The following is a 19,655-nucleotide window of genomic DNA, read 5'->3' on the forward strand; positions in this document are numbered from 1 at the left end:
GACGGATCGCACCGGGGTCCGCGCACTGTGGCGCTTGGGGAAGAATTGCCACCATGCCTGACATCGTTCTGATCTCCGATGCCCGAGTCGCCGCGATCCCCGTCGAGGAGTCAGGGGAGCGGCTGGTCGACGTCCGGGGGCGGCTGCGGACGGACGGGCGGCTCGCCGACCCCCAGGGGGCCTTCGCCCACCTCAGGCTCGGGCTGCTGACCAGGCTGGAGGAGGCGCAGGCGCAGCTTCCCGGGGGATACCGGCTGCTGGTCGTGGAGGGGTACCGGCCACCGGCGACGCAGAAGGAGATCTTCGACGGATACTCGGCGGAACTCCGTGCGCTGTATCCGGATATGTCGCCCGCGGAGCTGCGAGCCGCGGCGAGCCGCTACGTGTCGCCCGTCGAGATCGCCCCGCACACCGCGGGAGCGGCGGTCGACCTGACCCTGTCCACCGAGGACGGGACCGAACTCGACATGGGCACCCGGCTCAACGCCACCCCCGAGGAGAGCGGCGGCGCCTGCTACACCGACGCCCCCGGACTGTCGCCCGAGGCCCGCCACCACCGCAAGCTCCTCGGCGTCGCCCTGGAGGCGGCCGGCCTGGTCAACTACCCCACCGAGTGGTGGCACTGGTCCTACGGCGACCGCTACTGGGCCCTGACCACCGGCGCCCCCGCCGCCCTCTACGGCCCCCGCGCCTTCTGACCTTTCCGTACGGCGGTTGAGAAGCGGTACTTCGCGATCGTGGGGTTGTACTGATCAATGAACGCGGAGCAGGTCGGTTCTACTCGCCGAACGTGAGCGGTGGGACGTCGTACCTGCTCAGGATCCTGGGTCGGGGTTAACCGTGCGCAGAACGCTTCGCCTTCTACGACTCGGTGAGGACGTAGAGCAGCGCGGCCATGCTGGTGCCGCTCACGATGTCACCCTTGCCGACCAGCTCGTGGATGTCGGCGAGGGGCACCCACTCGACGCGCTCGGCCTCCCATGTCTCGGTCGGCGGGCCGATGTGGGTGGAGCTGTCGGCGCGGAAGATGTGGTGGACCGAGTCCGAGATCCCGTTGGTCGGCTGGATGCACAGCAGCGGGCGCAGCGCTCCGGGTCGCCATCCGGTCTCCTCCTCGACCTCCCGGGCGGCGGCGGCGATCGGCTCCTCGCCGTCTTCGATCTTGCCGATGGGGATCTCCCAGCCCCACGAGTCGGTGATGAAGCGATGCCGCCAGATCAGCAACACCCGGTGCCGATCGTCGGTGACGACGGCCCCGGCCCCGGGCGCGGTACGGATCAGCCGGTGGTCCAGATGCCTGCCGTCGGGAAGCTCCACATCCGCCACCCGGACATCGAGCCACCGGTCGGTGTAGAGCGGTTCTTCGGAGTGAACCTGCCAGCGCATGCGGCGTACTCCCAGCGTGGGTGTCTGATCTCGGCACCACGCTACAAGGACACGCGTGCCTGCCGGTGTGCACGCGTCAGAAACTCTTCGACCACGCGGGCATCGAAGGGCCGTAGCGCGTCGGATCGTCGATCACCAGAAGCTGACGACGAGGTGCTTGGGCGGGGCCGTGATCCTGACGGGGGTTCCCCACCCTCGATAGATGATGTTCATCGTCATGGTCTCGACCTCATCGCCGGCGTACTTCGAGGTGAACCTCATGATGGCGTGGAAACGTCTCGGCAGGTCGTCCGGGCCCACCCAGAGTTTCCAGGTGATCGGCTCGTTCCACGACGCTCCCTCTTCCTCCTCGGTCCTGAAGTACATTCCGGCCTGTCTCTCGTCCAGGCCGGGAACCGTCACCGTGCCGCTGTGGAGGGTCGTCCTCACCCCCTCGAAGGTTCCGCCGTCGGAGCTGGTCGCACCGTGGGAGGCGACCAGCTTGAGGAAGCCCGGGTTGATCCCGTTGATCAGGTCCTCTCCCCAAATGACCCCGGCGAAATTCCGCCCGGACTCCCATTTCCCCACTGTCGACGGTGACTTCCAGACGTACTTGCCGTCCTTGGAACGCACGTAGGCCTGTGAGTAGAAGTCCCGGCCGATGCTGATTCCCCGGGACCGGCCTGTCCCCTCTGGTTCCTGGGAGATCGTCGTGGTGTCGGCGGCGTACACGCCCGAAGCTTTGAAGCGGTACGCGCCGGACGCCTTCATATCCGAGGTGGGTGGGGGTCCGCCACGTCGCTTGACGGAGAAGCGCACGCCGCTCTGCTTCGCGAACTGCTTCTTGATCGCTTTGACGACGGAGTCGAGGGACTTCGCTTCGGGAGCCGCGTGCACGGCGCCGCCGGGAATCGCGACGCTCAGCAGGCCGGCCACCACCAGGGCGACGCTCATGCGTTTCATGCGCCGATCATCACGGGTGATCATCTCGATCTCGTCACGGCAGGTCCTTACTCGATCGGCCGGATCGGGAAGAAGTCGGTGACGGTCTATCCGACTCCATGGAGGCGTGGGACACGGAGAACCGACGGTGAACCGGCCTGGCCGAACCGGTCGAGTTCGGTGCGGCGGTGTGGGATTCAGGGGGCCTGCGCCGCCGCGCTTACGGACGCAGGTGAGCCAGAAGCTCGTCCCCGGCGGGGTAGGGACGTTCCTCGGGCAGGAGCCGGGCCGCGGTACCCGGTTCGCCCTCGCGCAGGAGAGCGTGGATCTCGCGGACGAGTGGAGTGACGTCGGTAATGGCGACCGTCCACTCGTCCGAGTACCGGCGCGCGCTCTCACCCGAGAGGCCGAGTTGCAACGAGCGGTAGGGCAGCGGCCGCAGGTGGAGATCGCGTTCGGGGTCCCACTGCACCCGGACCGGCGCGTGCTTCAGCCGCCGCCTCCAGGCGGTCCGGTCGAGGTGAAGCCCGGACTCGTAGTGCGACAGGCACGCGTGGCGCAGGGCCCATTCGAACCCCTCGCGGGTGATCTCGATGGCCAGGACGGTTTCCTGTTTCTCCTTGGTGCCCCAGCCGCAGCGGTACATCATCCATAGGAACGATGGTTTGACCCACGTCATCCTGTCTCGCTTCCAGGTGGCCGGGAAGCGGCCGCAACGAGCGGCGGGGAGACCGATCTCCGGAGTGTAGGCCTGGTAGACGGTGATCGTGGACGCGCTGTGGACCGCCCGGATCCCGTGTTTCGGTTCTTCCATGGTGGACAGGATGGGCCCGGCCACACGGGAGAAGCCATCCGTTTACCGTCATGATCGATCGGTGGCGCAATCCGTGTGATCCGGCCGGCGGCCGGAGCGGCGTCAGGCGGTGTGCTGGTACGTCGAGTAGGTCAGGTAGCCCGCGTCACCGCCCTGGTAGTACGTCGCCTCGTCGACGGGAGCGATCGGCAGGCCGGTACGCAGCCGCTCGACCAGGTCGGGGTTGGCGAGGAACCCGCGGCCGAAGCTGATGAGGTCGGCGCCCAGCCCGAGCCAGTGGTCGGCCTCGGCCCGTCCGGTCTGTTTGGGGCCCATCGGCAGCACCGGGTTCAGGATGAGGGTGCCCGGCCACGCGCGGCGCAGCCCGATCAGCACGTCCTCGTCGGTGGTGGCCTCGAGATGGACGTAGGCCAGGTCGAGGTGGGACAGCTCGGTCAGCAGCGCGGTGTACAGCTTCGGAACATCGGTCTCCCGCACCCCCCAGAACGTCCCGCCCGGGGAGAGGCGGATCCCGGTCCTGGCCCCGCCGACGGCTTCGGCGGTCGCGGACACCGCTTCGACGACGAATCGGATCCGGTTGGTCACCGAGCCTCCGTAGCGATCCGTGCGCAGGTTGGCGTTCGACGAGAGGAACTGCGAGATCAGGTAGCCGTTCGCGCCGTGCAACTCCACGCCGTCGAAGCCGGCCTCGACGGCCCGGCGGGCGGCCCGGCCGTAGGACTCGGCGTGCTCGGGCACCTCGGCGGTGTCCAGGGCGCGCGGTGTCGGCGCGGGCCGGGGCCCGGATGGTGTGAACACGTCGCCGACGGCCGGGACCGCCGAGGGCCCGACCGGCCGCATGCCGGTGGTGGCGGGATGGGAGACCCGTCCGCCGTGCATGAGCTGGGCGAAGATCCGCCCGCCGCTGGAGTGCACGGCGGCGGTCACCGGGCGCCACGCGGAGACCTGCTCATCGGTGTGCAGTCCCGGCGTGCCCGGGTTGGACTGCCCGATCAGGCTCGGCTGCACGCCCTCGGAGATGATCAGCCCGGCCGTCGCGCGCTGGGCGTAGTACGTCGCCATCGACGGTGTCGCCAGCCCGCCGGCGGCGGCCCGGACTCGCGTCATCGGGGCCATCACCATCCGGTTGGGTAGCGTCAGGTCGCCGAGCCGATAGCTGTCGAAAAGGGTCGTCACGTCTTCCTCCATGGTCGTCGATCCCGGATTGCGGGTACGGCGAGTACGCTAGAAGCTCACATCCATGTCAGAGGCAAGTCCTGTGCCGCAGATCACAGTGGGAGGGCGACGTGCGCATCGGTGAACTCGCGTCACGGACCGGGGTCAGTGTCCGGTCGCTGCGCTACTACGAGGAGCAGGGACTGCTCACCAGCACCCGCAGCGCCAGCGGACAGCGGCACTACACGGACGACGAGGTCGAACGGGTCGCGTTCATCCAGCGCCTGTACACCGCGGGCCTGTCGAGCCGCACCATCGCCGAACTGCTCCCGTGCACCGAATCGCCCAGCACGGAGAACTCCGACGCCGCCCTGGAACGGATGGCGCAGGAGCGCGACCGGCTCTCCGCGCACATCGCCGATCTCATCCGCACCCGCGACGCGCTCGACGGGCTGATGGCCACGAACCGAGCACATCGTGAGCAGCTGCGGGCACCGCTGGCCGGCTGACCACCGCCGACGGCCCAGCGGGCGGCCGAGGGTGTCATGGACGGGCCACGCCCGGGTTCGCCGGCGCGGTGCCGGGGACGGGCTCGGCGGTCTACTCGGTAAGCCCTTCGGGAGTGTTCTGGCCGTGGTCGGCAGGACGCACCGAGTGCCTGAGGTCTCCACGGCCGACCGGCTCCTACCGGTACGCCGGGCGCGAATCCCGGCGTCGGCGGCGGCCATCGCGGTGTCGAACCCGGACCGGTCCTCGGTGGCCTTCCGCATCGGAGGCGTGGGAGACAATCGGGGCCATGCGGTTCGGCGTCCTCGGTCCCCTGGAGGTGCGGTCCCCCACCGGTGAGGAGATCTCCGTGGGCGGGCCCAGGCCGCGTGCCCTGCTCGTGATGCTGCTGCTGGACGCGGGCAGGGTGGTCGGCGTCCAGCGCCTGATCGACGGCCAGTACGGTGACGATCCCCCCGCCGGTGCCGCCAACGCGGTACAGGCCCAGGTCTCCCGGCTGCGCCGGAGCCTGCCCGGCGAGGTGATCGAGTTCCACGGGACCGGCTACCGGCTCGTGGCCGACCCCGACGACGTCGACGCCCACCGGTTCGAACGGCTGGCCCGCGATGGCCGGCGGCTGCTGGCGGAGGGGCGTCCCGCGGTCGCCGCCGGTCCGCTGCGGGAGGCGCTCGGCCTGTGGCGCGGGCCCGCGCTGGCCGACCTGCCCTTCGGGCGGACGTGGGCGGCCCGGCTGGAGGAACTCCGGCTGACCGCGACGGAGGATCTCGCGGAGGCGGAGTCGGCCCTCCCCGAGGGCGGCTCGGTGGTCTCGGTGGCCGAACTGCGGCGGCTGGTGGCCGAGCATCCGCTGCGGGAGCGGCTGCGGGGCCGGCTGATGCTCGCCCTGCGGGCGGCGGGGCGGCAGGCCGAGGCGCTGGCGGTGTTCGAGGAGGCCAGGCGGCTGCTCACCGAGGAACTCGGCACCGATCCCTCACCCGAGCTCGCCGCGATCCATCTGGACGTCCTGCGCGCCGGGCGACCCGCGCCGCCGCCACGGCGGAGGCTCGCGGCCCAGCTCACCAGCTTCGTGGGACGCGAGCGGGAGCTGGAGCGGATCGGCGCGCTGCGCGACTCACGGCTGATCACGATCACCGGACCCGGCGGCACCGGCAAGACCCGGCTGGCGATCGAGGCGGCCGGACGCGGACGGCGCGAGGTGTGCTTCGTCGACCTCTCCCCGCTCGACGGGCCGGGCGGCGGTGACCAGGCGGCGCGGGCGGTGCTGGGCGCGCTCGGGCTGCGTGAGCCCGGGTTCCACACGCCGCGCCCGGCCGACCCCGTGGAGCACCTGGTGGCGGCACTGGCCGAGCGCGAACTGCTGCTGGTCCTCGACAACTGCGAGCACGTGAACGCCGCCGTCGCCACGCTGGCCCGCAGGCTGCTGGGAGAGTGCCCCGGGCTGGCCGTCCTGGCCACCGGGCGCGAGCCGCTCGGCATCACCGGCGAGACGCTGGTGCCGCTGGCACCGCTGGAGACCCCGCCGCCGGACTCCTCGCCGCCCGCCGCCCTGGCCTCTCCGGCCGTGAAGCTGTTCGCCGACCGGGCGGCGGCCGTACGGCCGGGATTCGAGGTGCGGCAGGCCAACGTGGAGACGGTCATCCGGATCTGCGCGGCGCTGGACGGGCTGCCGCTGGCCGTCGAGCTGGCGGCCGCGCGGCTGCGCTCCTTCACCGTCGAGGAGATCGCCACGCGCCTGGCGGAGCACGGCCGGTTCCGGCTGCTGTCGCGCGGCGACCCCACGGCGGCGGCCCGTCACCGGACCCTGCGCGCGGTGGTGGAGTGGAGCTGGGACCTGCTCTCGCCCGCCGAGCAGGTGCTGGCCAGGCGGTTCTCCGTGTTCGCGGGAAGCGCGTCCCTGGAGGCGGCCGAGGTGGTCTGCGGGGTGGAGGACGCGGCCGGGCTGCTGGCCGACCTGGTCGACAGGTCGCTGGTCGTGGCGGACGGCGACCGCTACCGGATGCTCGACACGATCAGGCTGTTCTGCGCGGAACGGCTGGCCGAGGCGGGGGAGGAGGACCGCCTGCGCCGTGTCCACGCCCGCCACTTCCTCGACCTGGCGCGGCGCGCCGACCCCCACCTGCGCCGGGCCGAGCAGCTCCGGTGGCTGGCCAGGCTCTCCGCCGAGCACGGCAACCTGACGGCCGCGCTGCGCTGGGCCGTGCGCGACGACAGGGAGACGGGGCTGCGGCTGGTCGCCGCGCTGGCGGCGTACTGGTGGCTGGGAGGCCGGCGCGATCAGGCGGGGGAGGCGGCGGCCGAGCTGCTCGAGGCGACCGGTCGTCCCATCGCCGGGCTGGAGGAGGAGTACGTCATGTGCGTGGCGCACGCCGTACCCCGGGCGCTGCCCGACCACTGGGAACGGGCCGAGACGATCATGAGGTCGCGGGACCGGCCGCTGCGGTACCCCTTCGCCGAAGCGTTGTGGGGCATGTCCGCCGGGCCGCCTGAGCCGGCGCCGCCCGCCGGGCCCGAGACCGACCGGTTGTTCGGGTCCGATCCGTGGAGCCTGGCCCTGGTCGGGCTGGGTCGCGCCCTGCTGAAGGTGTTCGGCGGCGATCCGGCCGGGGGCGAGCGGGAGCTGGAGGAGGCGCTGGCCCGCTTCAGGTCCCTGGGGGAGCGCTGGGGGACGGCTCAGGGACTCGACTGGCTGGCCCTCGTCGCGGGCCGGCGCGGGGAGTGGGCGTGCGCCCGGGACATGTGGCGGGAGGCTCTGGAGCTGCTGGAGGAGCTCGGTGCCCTGGAGGAGACCGCGGACGTGCTGGGGCACCGGGCCGAGGCGCTGGCGCGCGAGGGCGACCTCGCCGCCGCGGCGGCCGACCACCGGCGCGCCGGGGAACTCGCCAGGAAGGCGGGCGCGCCGGGCGTGCCCGCCGCGACGCATCTGGGGCTGGGGGAGATCGCGCGGCTCGAAGGCGATCTCCCCGGGGCCCGTCGCCGGATCGGCCTGGCGCTCCGGGAGGCGGAGGCCGGGGCCTTCGGCATGGAGTCGGTGCGGACGCGCGCGTTCACCGCGCTCGGACGGCTGGCCGAGGCCGAGGGCGATCTCGCCGGGGCCCTGCTCCACCATCGCCGGGCGCAGGCCCGCGCGCGCAGGTCGCCGCTGGGGATGGACCTCGCCGACGCCGTCGAGGGCCGGGCGGGGGCCGCCCTGCTCGAAGGGGCGGGGAGCCGAGCGGCGCTGCTGCTCGGTATGGCGGTGGCGCTGCGCGGGACGGCCGTGGCCGGTGACCGCGACGTCGCCCGGGTCGCCGCGGGCGCCCGCGATCTCATCGGCGCGGAGGCGTTCGCGTCGGCGTACGCCCGAGGGGCCGCGATGCGCCGCGACGAGGTGTTCACGGCGCTCGACGCGCTCGACGTGGACGGTGCGGGTGACGGCTGACGGCGCTCGACGCGGGCGACGGCTGACGGCGCCCGGCGCCGGGGAGACCCGGCTGTCAGCCGATGGTCGGCGAACTGTCAGCGCCCCCCTCGACGCTCGTGAGCATGAAGAACACCACCGTCCTCATCTCCGGTGCGAGCATCGCGGGACCCGCGCTCGCGTACTGGCTGAGCCGTTCCGGCCACACCGTCACCGTCGTCGAGAGGGCGCCCGCGCTCCGTCCCGGCGGCCAGGCCGTCGACTTCAAGGGCGAGACCCACCGTGTCGTGCTGGAGCGGATGGGAATCCTCGACGAGGTGCGGCGGCGCCAGACCGGCGGTACCGACCAGACCATCGTCGACGCGGACGGCAGGCGGCTGGCGGTCATGCCCGGCGAGTTCACCGGCGGCGACATCGAGATCCTCCGCGGCGATCTCTCCGCCCTGCTGTACGAGAGGACCGCGGGGGAATGCGAGTACGTCTTCGGTGACTCCCTCACCTCGCTGACCGACACGGCGGGCGGCGTGCACGTCACCTTCGAGCGCGGCGCGCCGCGTACCTTCGACCTCGTGGTGGGTGCCGACGGCATCCACTCCAACGTGCGGCGGCTGGCCTTCGGCCCCGAGTCCGACTACGTGCGCTTCCTCGGCCACTACTACGCGCTGGCCGACCTCGGCGCGGATTCCGGCAACGTGATGTACAACGAACCCGGCCGGATGGTGGCGATCGGCGGCCCCAAGTCCCCCGCGTTCTTCGTCTTCGCCTCCGAGCGGCTCGACTACGACCGCTACGACGTGGAGCGGCACAGGCGCATCCTGGCCGACGCCTACCGGGGCATGGGCTGGCGGGTTCCCGAGCTCGTCGCCAGGCTGCCCGAGGCGCGCGACCTCTACCTCGACTCGATCAGCCGGGTCGAGGTCGACCACTACGCCAGGGGCCGGGTGGTGCTGCTCGGCGACGCCGCCTACGGCAACACCCTGGGCGGGTTCGGCACCGGCCTGGCGATCGTGGGCGCGTACGTGCTGGCCGGGGAGCTGACGGCGGCCGGTGGCGACCACCGGGCGGCGTTCCGCGAGTACGAGGAGGCCTTCCGCGGCTACGCCAGGGTGGCCAGGCAGGGCGGCGCCGGCCCCTTTCTCGCCCCGGCGACGTGGCGAGGGATCAGGATGCGGAACCGGCTCTTCAAGCGCCGGGTCCTGCTGCGGGCGATGCTCTGGATGACGGACAGGTTCGCCACGGACATCAGGCTCAAGGACTATCCGGCGCTCACCGGAACCTCCACCGCGACCTGAGAGGCGGCTTCGGACAGGAAGCTCGCGCGCCGGAGCAGGGGCCGGTCGCGGGCGGTGCCGATCAGGGTGCCCGCGTGCCCGGTCAGCACGGTGCAGCCGCCCGCGTCGCACAGGTCGGTCCATCCGGCGGGGGTCGCCACCGGCAGCCGCGTGCGGATCCGGCCGTCCGCGTCGGCCATGTACAGCCGGCCGTTCATCGCGGTCAGCGCCACGGCCTCGGCACCGGCACCGGCCTCGACCAGGCTCCAGCCGGAGGTCTCCGGGTCGAACAGCCACAGGCCCTCCGCGGCGGCGGCGAACAGCTCGCCGTTCACCATGCCCAGGCCGACCCCGCCGCGGGGTCCGTCGGCGAGGGTGATCCAGCCGTGCTCGGGGTCGCGGTAGACGAGCCGGTCGTCGGCGGTGAGACCGTACAGGCCGATCGGGTGGACGGCGGTGGCCTCCCTGGGGGTGGCCAGGGCGACCAGCGCGGGGGCGGTCCCCGCGGGGCGCCAGCGCAGGTTCTGGTCCGAGACCTCGCGGGTGAGCAGCGAGCCGCCGGAGGTGGCGCCGTACAGCAGGGAGTCGAACACGGTCAGCGCGCCGACCTCGTCCGCGCCGCCGATGGTCTCCCAGCCGCCCGCGCGCACCGACAGCCGGTCCAGCACGTTGCGGGTGATCCGGTCCACCGCCGGGTCGTGCAGGGTGTTGCCCCAGTTCACGGTGGAGGCGGTGAACACCGTCCCCGCGCCGAGGCCGAAGACGCCCATGGTGGCCATGCCGCCCTGGCCGTACCGGTGCCAGTGCCGCAGGTCGGCGGTGGCGAGGATGACGAAGGACGGCGGGGTGCCGTCGCGCCCGGTGGCCACCGGCACGCCGTCCTCCTCGACGAAGTCGCAGGCGTCCGTCTCGTAGCCGATGGCGCCCTTGCCGAACGTGTCGCCCTCACCCAGCTTGGTGCCCTCGAACACCCAGTGCTCGGGGAACCGGACGGTGTAGGACTCCTCGTGCATGAGCTGCATGTACGGCCCCCAGGTCCCGGCGCCGCGCCGGAAGCTGACCCCGGTCAGGCCGTTCTCCGGGCGGTTCACCGGCGCGCTGGACCACTCGACCGTGGTGAGGGCCGGATCCACGGCGGCCATCGGGTCGGCGATCGCGTCGCGGTAGCAGACCATGGTGCGCCCGTCGTCCTCGAGCCGGAACTGCCACCAGCAGGTGTTGCCGGAGAAGACGGCCAGGTTGCCGCCCCGGCGCACGAACTCCTCGACGCTGTCGCGCATCCCCGCCGACCAGTACTCGTCGTGCCCGCTGACCATCAGCAGCCGGTAGCCGGAGAGCAGCTCACGCCCCTCGTGCAGGTCCAGGGCCGAGCAGTGGTCGACGTCGTACCCGGCGGGCCCCAGCCAGCGGATCATGCCCTCCTCCCAGCGCTCGGGCGGCGGCCCGCCGCCGGGCCGGTCGAAGGACACCCGCGAGGCGCGGGTCGGCTGCTCGCTCCAGTAGATGGACTCGCCGGGGATGCCCGCCCGGTTGTAGGCCTGCCAGGTCGGGAACGGGATCGACAGCAGGATCGGTGAGCGGGGACGGGCGGCCCGTACGACGAAGTAGACCTCGCTGCTCTCCTCGTCGGCGGTGAAGACCGCGCGGTAGAGCGAGCTGGGCCAGCCGGCGGAGACGTCGAGCGTCCACACCGGGCCGGTGAACTCCCCGTCGAGTACGGCCAGGTCGGTGGCCACGTCCTCGACCAGCACCGAGCCGCGCAGCGGGGCGCGGGAGGCGCGGGCGAGGTGGAAGCGGAGCGCGCCGCCCTGGACGCAGGACGTCGACTCCGCGTAGGCGTGGACCGTCATCGGACCCCTCCGGCGTGCGTCCCTCGGGATCCGGCCGCGGGAAGGGCGTTCGGCCGGGCGGCTCCGGTCCTGGGGAGAGTGCTCGACCGGCCGGTTCCGGGCTTGGGCGGGACGCTCAACCGACCGGCTCCAGCACCTCGCGGAACGCGGCCTCGACCAGCAGCGACTCCAGGTCGAGCAGGTAGCGTTCCATGGCGGGACGGGGAAGGTGGCCGGTGTCGGCGGTGAGCGAGACGCCCAGCCCGCCGGGCTCGCCGGTCACGTGCAGGCAGAACCGGCAGTTGAGCCGCTCCTGGCTGAGCGGCCAGGTGAGCGTCGTCTCGTCCAGGGTCCGCCGCACGCTCGGCTCGTCGGGGGAGGCGTCCACCCGGTCGGTGAAGCGCATGTCGTTGAAGCAGCAGTACGGGTGGATTCTCACGCCCCGCTCCCGGCCGGCCCGCTCGGTGATCCGGTCCCGGTCGTCCGGGTCGTGGTAGGCGGACCGGTAGGCGCGCAGCGCGGCGGGTTTGGCCGCGCGCAGCAGCTCGGTGAAGCCGCCCCCGCGCAGGTCCAGCACGAACAGGCCCTCCTGGGAGAGCGTGGTGACCGCGTTGACGGTGCCGCCGCGGAAGCGGTTGCCCACGATCGGCAGCATCGCGCTCACGTCGTGCCCGGTCACCCTTCCGGCCAGCGTGGCCGCGGCGGCCAGCAGGACGGTCGAGGTGCTCGTGCCGCTCAGCGCGGCGATCCGCCGCACGGCCAGGTCCATCGCCCGGGAGACGAGGTGCGCCCGCCAGATCGGCGGATCCGCGGGGACGCCCGCCCGCCGGTCGAACATGGTCGGGGGGATGCGCCGGTACTCGCTCTCCCAGTGTTCCGCGGCCACCGCCGCGACCTTCAGACCCTGCTCGGAGCCCTGCCAGCGGGCCAGCTCCAGCGGGGAGGGCGGGGGCGGTCCGGGTACGGAGCCGCGCAGCAGGAGCAGCCGCAGCTCCGTGACCGCGACCTCGGCTCCGAGACCGTCGGCGGCCAGGTGGCAGAAGACGAGCACGATGTGGGTGACCTCGTCGCGGTCGACGACGAGCCCGATCCTGAGCGGCCACTCGTTCCCGTAGTCGAACGCGGTCTCCGCCAGCGTGTCCCGCAGCCGCTCGGGGTCGCCCTCCGACACGGTGACCGGGATGGAGCCGCCGGTCGCGAGCACCTGCCACGGCTCCGCGCCGTCGCCCTCCCCGGCGCCGCCTCCGTACGGTTCCGCGCCGCTCGCGCGGACGGCCCTCCCGCGCGGTGCCTCGCCCAGCCTGGTGCGCAGGGACTCGTGCCGTTCCACCAGCGCGCGCAGGACCTCGGCGGCCCCCGCCACGGTGAGCGGCCTGGCCCGTCCGGGCACGGCGAGCACGCGGCCGAAGTTGAAGTAGTGGTCGTCCGGCGCCGTCTTCCGGATCGTGTCCCAGATGGCCCGCTGCCCCCAGGTCAGCGGTGCCGTCTCCGACCGGCTCCCCGAGAACCGGATGTCCATGTGCTTCCCCCGTTCGGAAATGCGTTCAGGAGTGCGCGCGTCGCGCCTCGTTGATGTGGCGTTCCAGCGCGTCGAGGTCTTCCAGCAGGTCGAGCCCGTCGCCCGACAGGTCGATCTCCACCCCGAACTCGGTCTCCACCGCGTCGATCAGCCGCATCTGCGCCAGGGAGGTGACTCCCAGCGCGGACAGCGGGACCGTGGCGGTGAGCGCCTCCCTGGCCGTGACGGCTCCGTCGGAGGCCGAGGCCACCATCGCCGCCAGCCGTTCCCTAACCATTGCCAGCTCCTCTCGTACGGTCTCCGGCGCCGCTCGCCGGGATCCGGGTCCAGTCGCCGTGCATCTCACGCCCCTCTCGCGCTGAGGGGGCGCAGGTCGGTCCAGACACGGTCGATGTGGGCGAGACACTCCTCCTTGGTGCCGGAGACGCCCTCCTCGCGCCAGCCGTCCGGGAGGTCCCGGCCGTCCGGCCAGATCGAGTACTGCTCCTCGTGGTTGACCACGACGCGGTGACCCATCTCAGCTCCCGGTTTCCATGAGGCGCTCGGCCTCCTCGTCGGACATCTCGGCCAGCTCCGCGACGAGCAGTTCCTCCACCGCCGCCGCGAGGTCGGCCACGGTGCTGCGCGCGAACAGGGTGCGGATCGGCACGTCCACCTCGATGGCGGCGCGGAGCCTGGCGACGGCGCGGGTGGCGAGCAGCGAGTGCCCGCCCAGCGCGAAGAAGTCGTCGAAGGCGCCGATCTCCTCGATGCCCAGCACCTCGCCGAAGATCTCGGCCACCAGCTCCTCGGCGTCGCCGCGCGGGGCGGTCCTCGTCCGGGGCCCGGCCTCGGGCGCGGGCAGCGCGGCCCGGTCGAGCTTGCCGTTCGCGGTCAGCGGCAGCGCGGTGAGGCTCACCCAGAGCGCGGGGACCATGTAGGCGGGCAGCGTCCCGGCCAGGTACCCGGCCAGCTCGTCTCCCGTGGCCGTGCCGACGACGTAGCCGACCAGCGTCTCCCTGTGCACGGCCACCGCCGCCTGGCCGACGCCGGGGTGGGCCAGCAGCCGCGCCTCGATCTCGCCGGGCTCGATCCGGAAGCCGCGGACCTTGACCTGGTCGTCAAGGCGGCCGAGGAACTCCAGCTGCCCGTCGGCCCGCCAGCGCGCCAGGTCACCGGTCCGGTAGATCCGCTCCCCGCCGGGAACACCGGGAACACCGAAAGCGCTGGGAACGCCGGAGCCGCCAAGGAGGTTGTCGTCAAGAGTGCGGAAGCGCTCGGCCGTGAGGTCCGGCCTGCCCAGGTAGCCGACGGCCACCCCGGCCCCGCCGACGCACAGCTCGCCCGGCGCCCCCGGCGGCACGGCCTCGCCCGAGCCGTCCAGGATCAGGATCGAGGTGTCGGCGATCGGGACGCCGATGGGCGGGCGCCCGGGGGAGCCGTCCAGCTCGGCGGCGGTGGCGATGATCGTCGCCTCGGTCGGGCCGTAGGTGTTGACCAGCCGCACCCGGTCGCCGAAGCGCTCACGCCAGCGGGTCACGGCCGCCTCGTGCACCTGCTCGCCGCCGAGGATCACCAGCCGCAGGGTCGGCGGCCAGGCGATCTCGCCGATGTCGTCGACGAGCGCGTGCCAGTACGCCGTGGGCAGGTCGAGCACGGTGACCCGGTCGAGGTGGTCGGGCAGGGTGACGCCGCCCTCGGGCAGCAGCTCCAGCCGGGCCCCGGCGGCCAGCGCCGGATAGATCTCCTCGGCGTGGGTGTCGAAGCTCAGCGAGGCGAACTGGACCACCCGGTCGTCGGGCCGCAGCCCGTACGCCTCGCGCATCCACCCGACGCGGGCGGCCAGGTTGCGGTGCGAGACCACGACCCCCTTGGGCGTTCCCGTGGACCCGGAGGTGTAGATCACGTAGGCGGCCGAGCCGGGCACCGGGGCGCTCACCGGGACGAGGGGGCTCTCGTCCGCGTGCGCGCGTGGCGTGCCGGGAGGCAGCCGGTCGCCCAGGCTCGCCGTGGTGAGGACGAGGGAGGCGCCGCTGTCGTCCAGCATGAAGGCGAGCCGCTCGGCGGGGTGGTCCGGGTCGAGCGGCAGGTAGGCCGCCCCCGCCCGCCAGACGGCGAGCAGGGCCGCGACGGCGTCGGGCGACCTGTCCAGGCAGACGCCGACCACGTCGCCGGGCGCGACGCCCCGCCCGCGCAGCAGCGCCGCCAGCTCGTCCGCGCGGGCGTCCAGCTCGGCGTAGGTGAGCGTGGTGTCCCCGCATCCGATCGCCACCGCGCCCGGCGTGGCCCGTACGGTCGCCGCGAACAGGTCCGGCACCGGGGGAGCGGGCGGTCGCGCGGGCCCCCGCGAGAGGCGCCGCAGCAGGGCGTCGTCGTCCCCGGTGCGCAGCGGCAGCTCGGAGACCCGGTCGCCGGACGCGTCCGGCAGCGCGGTGAGCAGCAGGCGGAACCGCGCGGCCATCGCCTCGACCGTGGCCCGGTCGAACAGCTCGGCGTCGTAGACGAAGCCGAGCGTCAGCTCGTGCTCGTCCTGCCAGGCCTCCAGCATCAGCTCGAGCTTGGCCTGCCGCATGCCGTGCTCGAACCCCGTGGTGGTCAGCCCCGCGAAGGCGTCGCGAGCCTGCGCGACGTCCTGCGTGTGCAGGATGAGCATGGTCTGGAACAACGGCGTGCGGGTCAGGTCGCGCTCGACCCTCAGCGCCGCCACCAGCTCCTCGAACGGCACGCCCTGGTGGGAGAAGGCGTCCAGGACGCCGATCTGGGTCTCGCGGAGCAGGTCCGCGAAGGTGGGATCGGCCGACAGGTCGCCGCGCATGACCAGGGTGTCGCTGAGGTAACCGACGACCGGTTCGAGCTGGACCCGGTCCCGGCCCGCGGTGGCCGTGCCGACCAGGATGTCGTCGCGCCCGGTATGCCGCGACAGCAGGACCTGGTAGGCGGCGAGCAGGACCATGAACACGGTGGCGCCGTGCTCCCTGCCCAGCCGGGCCAGGGCGGCGGCCTCCGCCGCGTCCAGCCGGACGCTCGCCACGTCGCCGCGCCTGGCGGCCCCGGCGGTGCGCGGCCGGTCGACCGGCAGGTCCAGCGGGGTGGGGTCGGCGAGCCTGTCCCGCCAGTAGCCGAGCAGGTCGCCGAGGTCGCGCCCGCGCTGCCAGAGGGCGACGTCACCGAACTGGAGCGGGACCGGCGGCAGGGCGGTGGCACCGGAGTACAGCCGCGACACCTCGTCGAAGATGAGGTTGAGCGACCAGCCGTCGCCGAGGATGTGGTGGAGCACGACGCACAGGACGTGGTCGTCCTCGGCGATCCTGATCAGGGTGACGCGCAGCGGCGGCCTGGCGCCCAGCTCGAAGGGCGCGTTGGTCAGGGCCGCGACCAGTTCCAGCGCCCCGGCCTCGCCCGCGGCGTCCGTCTCCTCGACGGTCACGGGACCCGGCGGGTCGACGACCACGACCGGCACGCCGTCCACCTCGGGGAAACGGGTGCGCAGGCTCTCGTGCCTGGCGACCGTCCCGGTCAGCGCCCCGGCGAGCGCGTCCCGGTCCAGCGGCCCGCGCAGCCGCCTGACCAGGCACATGTTGTACGACGCGTCGTCCGGGTCGAGCCGGTTGAGGAACCAGAGCCGCTCCTGGCCGAAGGAGAGCGGCGGTACGGTTCCCTCGGGCCTCGGCCGCGGCCCGTCGCTCCTCCCGCCGGACGCGGTGGCGATCAGTTCCGCCAGCCCGGCGACCGTCGGCCGGGTGAACACCTCCCGGACCGGCACCTCCGTCCCGGACAGCGCCGCCAGCCGCGCGGTGACCATGGTGGCGAGCAGCGAGTGCCCGCCGAGGGCGAAGAAGTCGTCGTACGCGCCCACCTCCGCCGTCCCGAGCACCTCGGCGAAGACCTGCGCGACCATCCGCTCGCCCGGGGTGCGGGGAGCGATCGCGTCCCGCGCGGGCGCCGCGTCCACGTCGGGAAGCGCGTTGCGGTCGATCTTCCCGTTGGGGGTGAGCGGCAACGCCTCCACCTCGACGAACACGCTGGGCACCATGTAGCCGGGCAGCTCGCGCGCGGCGCGCTCCCCGAGCCCGTCGAGCGCTCCCGCGCCGTCCGTCTCCACCCGTGATGACGAGGTGGGCGCGGTGGGCACGACGAAGGCCACCAGCCGGTCCCCGCGCACCGCGACGACCGCCTGCCGCACGCCGGGGCAGGCGTCCAGCACGGCCTCGATCTCGCCCAGCTCGATGCGGTGACCCCGGAGCTTGACCTGGTTGTCGGTCCGGCCGAGGAACTCCAGGGTGCCGTCGTTGCGGAGGCGGACGCGGTCTCCGGTCCGGTAGTGCCGCGAGCCGCCGGGACCGGGGACGAAGCGCTCCGCGGTCAGGGCCGGGCGGCCGAGGTAGCCGGTGGCGACCCCCTCGCCGCCGATGAGCAGCTCTCCGGCCACCCCGATCGGGCACGGCCCGCCGCCCGGGTCGGCGACGTGGACGACGGTGTTGGCGATCGGGCGGCCGATGACGATCTCGCCCGGGTCCTCCGGGACGTCCCAGGCCGTGGACCAGATGGTGGTCTCGGTCGGGCCGTAGACGTTGACGAGCCGGTCCACCCGGGGACGCAGCTCGCGGGCGAGCCGGGGGGCGAGCGGCTCGCCGCCGGTCAGCCCCACCACGCGCGGCAGGTCCCCGGCGAGCAGGACCCGCCACCCCGAGGGCGTCGCCTGGACGTGCGTCACGCCCTCGTCCCCGACGAGGCGCGCGAGCCGCACCCCGTCGCGGGCCGTCTCCGCGTCGGCGACGACCACCCGCCCGCCCGTCACCAGCGGCAGGTAGAGCTCCAGGGCGGAGATGTCGAACGACAGCGAGGTCAGCGCCAGCCACACGTCCCGCGGCGAGGACCGCACCAGGTCGCGCATCGCCAGCAGGAAGTTGGTCAGCGCCCGGTGAGGCACCACCACTCCCTTCGGCCGTCCGGTGGACCCCGAGGTGTAGAGCACGTACGCGGTGTCGCCGGGAAGCGGCCGCGCGGGCGCGGCGGTCGCAGTGCCGATCACGGTGCCGGTCGCAGTGCCGGTCGCAGTGCCGGTCGTCGCGCCGGTCACCGGGGGGAGGTCGTCGAGGCCGGTCAGCACCAGCGCCGCCGCGGAGTCCTCGATCACGTACGCGACGCGCGCCTCGGGGTAGTCGGGGTCGACGGGGAGGTAGGCCGCGCCGCTCATCGCCACGCCGAGCAGGGCGACGAGCATGTCGATGCCGCGTTCCATCCGGACCGCGACCAGCGAGCCGCGCCCGATCCCGGCCGCGCCCAGCCGCCCGGCCAGCTCCGCCGACCGCCCGGCCAGCTCCGCGTACGTCAGCTCCCGCGCGCCGGCCCCGTCCACCGGTCTGTCCATCGGCCCGCCGGCCGGCGCGCTCACCGGTGTGGTCGCGGGCGTGGAGGTGTGAGCGGACGTGGCGCGTACCGCGACCGCGTCGGGGGTCGCCGCGGCCTGTTCGAGCAGCAGGTCGACGAGGGTGACCTCGGGCGGCTCGGCCGCGGTGTCGTTCCACCCCTCCAACCGGGCGAGCTCCGCGTCCGGCAGCATCCGCAGCGAGCCCACGGGGGAGCCGGGATCCGCCACGACGGCCGTGAGCAGCTCCTGGAAGCGGGCGACCATCCGTTCCACGGTCTCGCGGTCGAACAGCTCGGTGCTGTAGATGGCGGTGCCGTGCAGGGCGCCGTCGCCGCCGGGGTAGATGTCCACCGACAGGTCGAGCCTGGCGCGGGCCCAGCCGTTGGGGAAGTAGGTGGCGTCGAGGCCGGGCAGCGGATCGGCCGGCTCGCCGTGGGTGTGCAGGGCGAACAGGGTCTGGAACAGGGGCGTGCGGCTCAGGTCCCGCTCCACGTCGAGTTCCACCACGAGGCGCTCGAAGGGGACGTCCTGCCGCGAGAGCCCGTCCAGTACGACCCTGCGGGTGCGCCGGAGCAGCTCCTCGAAGGTGGGGTCGCCGGAGACGTCGCAGCGCAGGGCCAGCGTGGTCGAGAGGAAACCGATCATGGTCTCCAGCTCGGTGCTGCCGCGACCGGCCGAGGGGGTGCCCACGCAGAAGTCGGTCTGGCCGGTGTGCCGGTGCAGCAGCACCTGGTAGGCGGAGAGCAGCACCATGAACGGCGTGCACCGGGTGCGGCGGGCGAGGTCGCCGATCGAGGCGGCCACGTCGGAGGCGATCCGGAACTCGACCTCGGCGCCCGCGCCGGTCCGCCGGGCGGGACGCGGCCGGTCTGCCGGGAGCTCCAGGGGAGGCACTCCGGCCAGCCGTTCGGTCCACCAGCGGAGCTCGGAGTCCGCGGGGCGCAGGGCGCGCGCGTACTCGCCGTACTGCAGCGGCAGCTCGGGCAGCGGGGCGGTGCCCCGGCTCCCGTAGTGGGTGGCCACCTCGGAGCGGAGCACGTTCAGCGACCAGCCGTCGCCGTTGATGTGGTGCAGGACGACGCAGAGCACGTGGTCGGCGGGGCCGAGCTCGATCAGCGAGACGCGGAACGGCGGTGCGGCGGCCAGGTCGAAGGCCGTGTTGGTGAGCGCCGAGACCAGGGCCGCGACCTCCTGCTCGCCCTGGACGGTGAGCCGATGGACCGTCACCGGTGACGGCGGCTCGACGATCGCCACGGGCTCCCCGGCGATCTCGCGGAACCGGGTCCGCAGGCTCTCGTGCCGTGCCGCCACCGCGGTGAAGGCGGCCTCTAGGGCGATCTTGTCAAGGCGACCTTTCAACCTGTAAACATAGGAGGTGTTGTAAGCAGAGTCGCCTGGATCGAGCCGATGGAGAAACCAAAGCCGCTGCTGGCCATACGACAGGGGGTATTCCGTCCCTGATTGGCCGGTCGAAACGGTCTCCGGTGGGAACACGCAGGGCTCCTT

General features: G+C 73.1%; 13 protein-coding genes. 4 read left to right on the forward strand and 9 right to left on the reverse strand.

The window, feature by feature from the left end; all coding sequences use genetic code 11:
• Window positions 1-53 precede the first annotated feature (53 nt).
• On the forward strand, window positions 54-698 hold the full coding sequence (locus ACVCAG_RS07965) for a M15 family metallopeptidase (RefSeq protein ID WP_440083048.1): 645 nt from the start codon (window positions 54-56) through the stop codon (window positions 696-698).
• A gap of 163 nt (window positions 699-861) precedes the next feature.
• Here ACVCAG_RS07965 and ACVCAG_RS07970 read toward each other — a convergent pair whose 3' ends face one another.
• From ACVCAG_RS07970 to ACVCAG_RS07985, 4 genes are all read right to left on the reverse strand, one after another.
• The gene (locus ACVCAG_RS07970) at window positions 862-1,386 is read right to left on the reverse strand and encodes an NUDIX domain-containing protein (protein WP_440083049.1); all 525 of its coding nucleotides are present in this window, start codon (window positions 1,384-1,386) and stop codon (window positions 862-864) included.
• A 132-nt stretch (window positions 1,387-1,518) separates the two neighbouring features.
• The gene (locus ACVCAG_RS07975; protein ID WP_447189627.1) at window positions 1,519-2,328 is read right to left on the reverse strand and encodes a hypothetical protein; all 810 of its coding nucleotides are present in this window, start codon (window positions 2,326-2,328) and stop codon (window positions 1,519-1,521) included.
• Window positions 2,329-2,527: 199 nt separating this feature from the next.
• Window positions 2,528-3,121: a DUF4291 domain-containing protein gene (locus ACVCAG_RS07980; RefSeq protein ID WP_440083051.1), complete on the reverse strand. Its 594-nt coding sequence runs from the start codon at window positions 3,119-3,121 to the stop codon at window positions 2,528-2,530.
• A 102-nt stretch (window positions 3,122-3,223) separates the two neighbouring features.
• Window positions 3,224-4,297, reverse strand: coding sequence for an oxidoreductase (locus ACVCAG_RS07985; RefSeq protein ID WP_440083052.1), 1,074 nt, complete (start codon window positions 4,295-4,297; stop codon window positions 3,224-3,226).
• Window positions 4,298-4,407: 110 nt separating this feature from the next.
• Between ACVCAG_RS07985 and ACVCAG_RS07990 the strand changes: the two genes are divergently transcribed.
• The 3 genes from ACVCAG_RS07990 to ACVCAG_RS08000 all read left to right on the forward strand — a co-directional run bounded on the left by ACVCAG_RS07990 (window position 4,408) and on the right by ACVCAG_RS08000 (window position 9,472).
• A complete protein-coding gene (locus ACVCAG_RS07990) occupies window positions 4,408-4,785 on the forward strand; it encodes a MerR family transcriptional regulator (protein WP_440083053.1) in 378 nt (125 codons plus the stop codon).
• Between the two features lie 287 nt (window positions 4,786-5,072).
• Complete coding sequence (locus tag ACVCAG_RS07995) at window positions 5,073-8,201, forward strand: BTAD domain-containing putative transcriptional regulator (RefSeq protein WP_447189628.1); 3,129 nt, start codon at window positions 5,073-5,075, stop codon at window positions 8,199-8,201.
• 104 nt (window positions 8,202-8,305) lie between these two features.
• Window positions 8,306-9,472: an FAD-dependent monooxygenase gene (locus ACVCAG_RS08000; RefSeq protein WP_440083055.1), complete on the forward strand. Its 1,167-nt coding sequence runs from the start codon at window positions 8,306-8,308 to the stop codon at window positions 9,470-9,472.
• Here ACVCAG_RS08000 and ACVCAG_RS08005 read toward each other — a convergent pair.
• From ACVCAG_RS08005 to ACVCAG_RS08025, 5 genes are all read right to left on the reverse strand, one after another.
• Entirely contained in the window at window positions 9,436-11,301 is a 1,866-nt protein-coding gene (locus ACVCAG_RS08005; protein ID WP_440083056.1) for a N,N-dimethylformamidase beta subunit family domain-containing protein, read from the reverse strand. The genes ACVCAG_RS08000 and ACVCAG_RS08005 overlap by 37 nt on opposite strands.
• A gap of 115 nt (window positions 11,302-11,416) precedes the next feature.
• Window positions 11,417-12,799 carry a hypothetical protein gene (locus tag ACVCAG_RS08010; RefSeq protein WP_447189629.1) on the reverse strand — a complete coding sequence of 461 codons (1,383 nt, stop codon included), beginning with the start codon at window positions 12,797-12,799 and terminating at the stop codon, window positions 11,417-11,419.
• 25 nt (window positions 12,800-12,824) lie between these two features.
• Window positions 12,825-13,076, reverse strand: a complete 252-nt coding sequence (locus ACVCAG_RS08015; RefSeq protein ID WP_440083058.1) for a phosphopantetheine-binding protein — start codon at window positions 13,074-13,076, stop codon at window positions 12,825-12,827.
• Between the two features lie 65 nt (window positions 13,077-13,141).
• Window positions 13,142-13,315: an MbtH family protein gene (locus tag ACVCAG_RS08020; RefSeq protein ID WP_350972660.1), complete on the reverse strand. Its 174-nt coding sequence runs from the start codon at window positions 13,313-13,315 to the stop codon at window positions 13,142-13,144.
• Between the two features lies 1 nt (window position 13,316).
• Window positions 13,317-19,643 (reverse strand): amino acid adenylation domain-containing protein, encoded by a 6,327-nt coding sequence (locus tag ACVCAG_RS08025; protein ID WP_447189630.1) that lies wholly within the window; start codon window positions 19,641-19,643, stop codon window positions 13,317-13,319.
• Window positions 19,644-19,655: the final 12 nt, after the last annotated feature.

Source organism: Streptosporangium sp. G12 (genome assembly GCF_052983175.1).

Bases quoted from the DNA above. Each gene is read 5' to 3' on its own strand.
- ACVCAG_RS08015 (WP_440083058.1), bottom strand. From the start codon at position 13,076: ATGGTTAGGGAACGGCTGGCGGCGATGGTGGCCTCGGCCTCCGACGGA.
- ACVCAG_RS07970 (WP_440083049.1), bottom strand. From the start codon at position 1,386: ATGCGCTGGCAGGTTCACTCCGAAGAACCGCTCTACACCGACCGGTGG.
- ACVCAG_RS07995 (WP_447189628.1), top strand. From the start codon at position 5,073: ATGCGGTTCGGCGTCCTCGGTCCCCTGGAGGTGCGGTCCCCCACCGGT.
- ACVCAG_RS08000 (WP_440083055.1), top strand. From the start codon at position 8,306: ATGAAGAACACCACCGTCCTCATCTCCGGTGCGAGCATCGCGGGACCC.
- ACVCAG_RS08010 (WP_447189629.1), bottom strand. From the start codon at position 12,799: ATGGACATCCGGTTCTCGGGGAGCCGGTCGGAGACGGCACCGCTGACC.
- ACVCAG_RS07965 (WP_440083048.1), top strand. From the start codon at position 54: ATGCCTGACATCGTTCTGATCTCCGATGCCCGAGTCGCCGCGATCCCC.
- ACVCAG_RS07980 (WP_440083051.1), bottom strand. From the start codon at position 3,121: ATGGAAGAACCGAAACACGGGATCCGGGCGGTCCACAGCGCGTCCACG.
- ACVCAG_RS07975 (WP_447189627.1), bottom strand. From the start codon at position 2,328: ATGAAACGCATGAGCGTCGCCCTGGTGGTGGCCGGCCTGCTGAGCGTC.
- ACVCAG_RS08005 (WP_440083056.1), bottom strand. From the start codon at position 11,301: ATGACGGTCCACGCCTACGCGGAGTCGACGTCCTGCGTCCAGGGCGGC.
- ACVCAG_RS08020 (WP_350972660.1), bottom strand. From the start codon at position 13,315: ATGGGTCACCGCGTCGTGGTCAACCACGAGGAGCAGTACTCGATCTGG.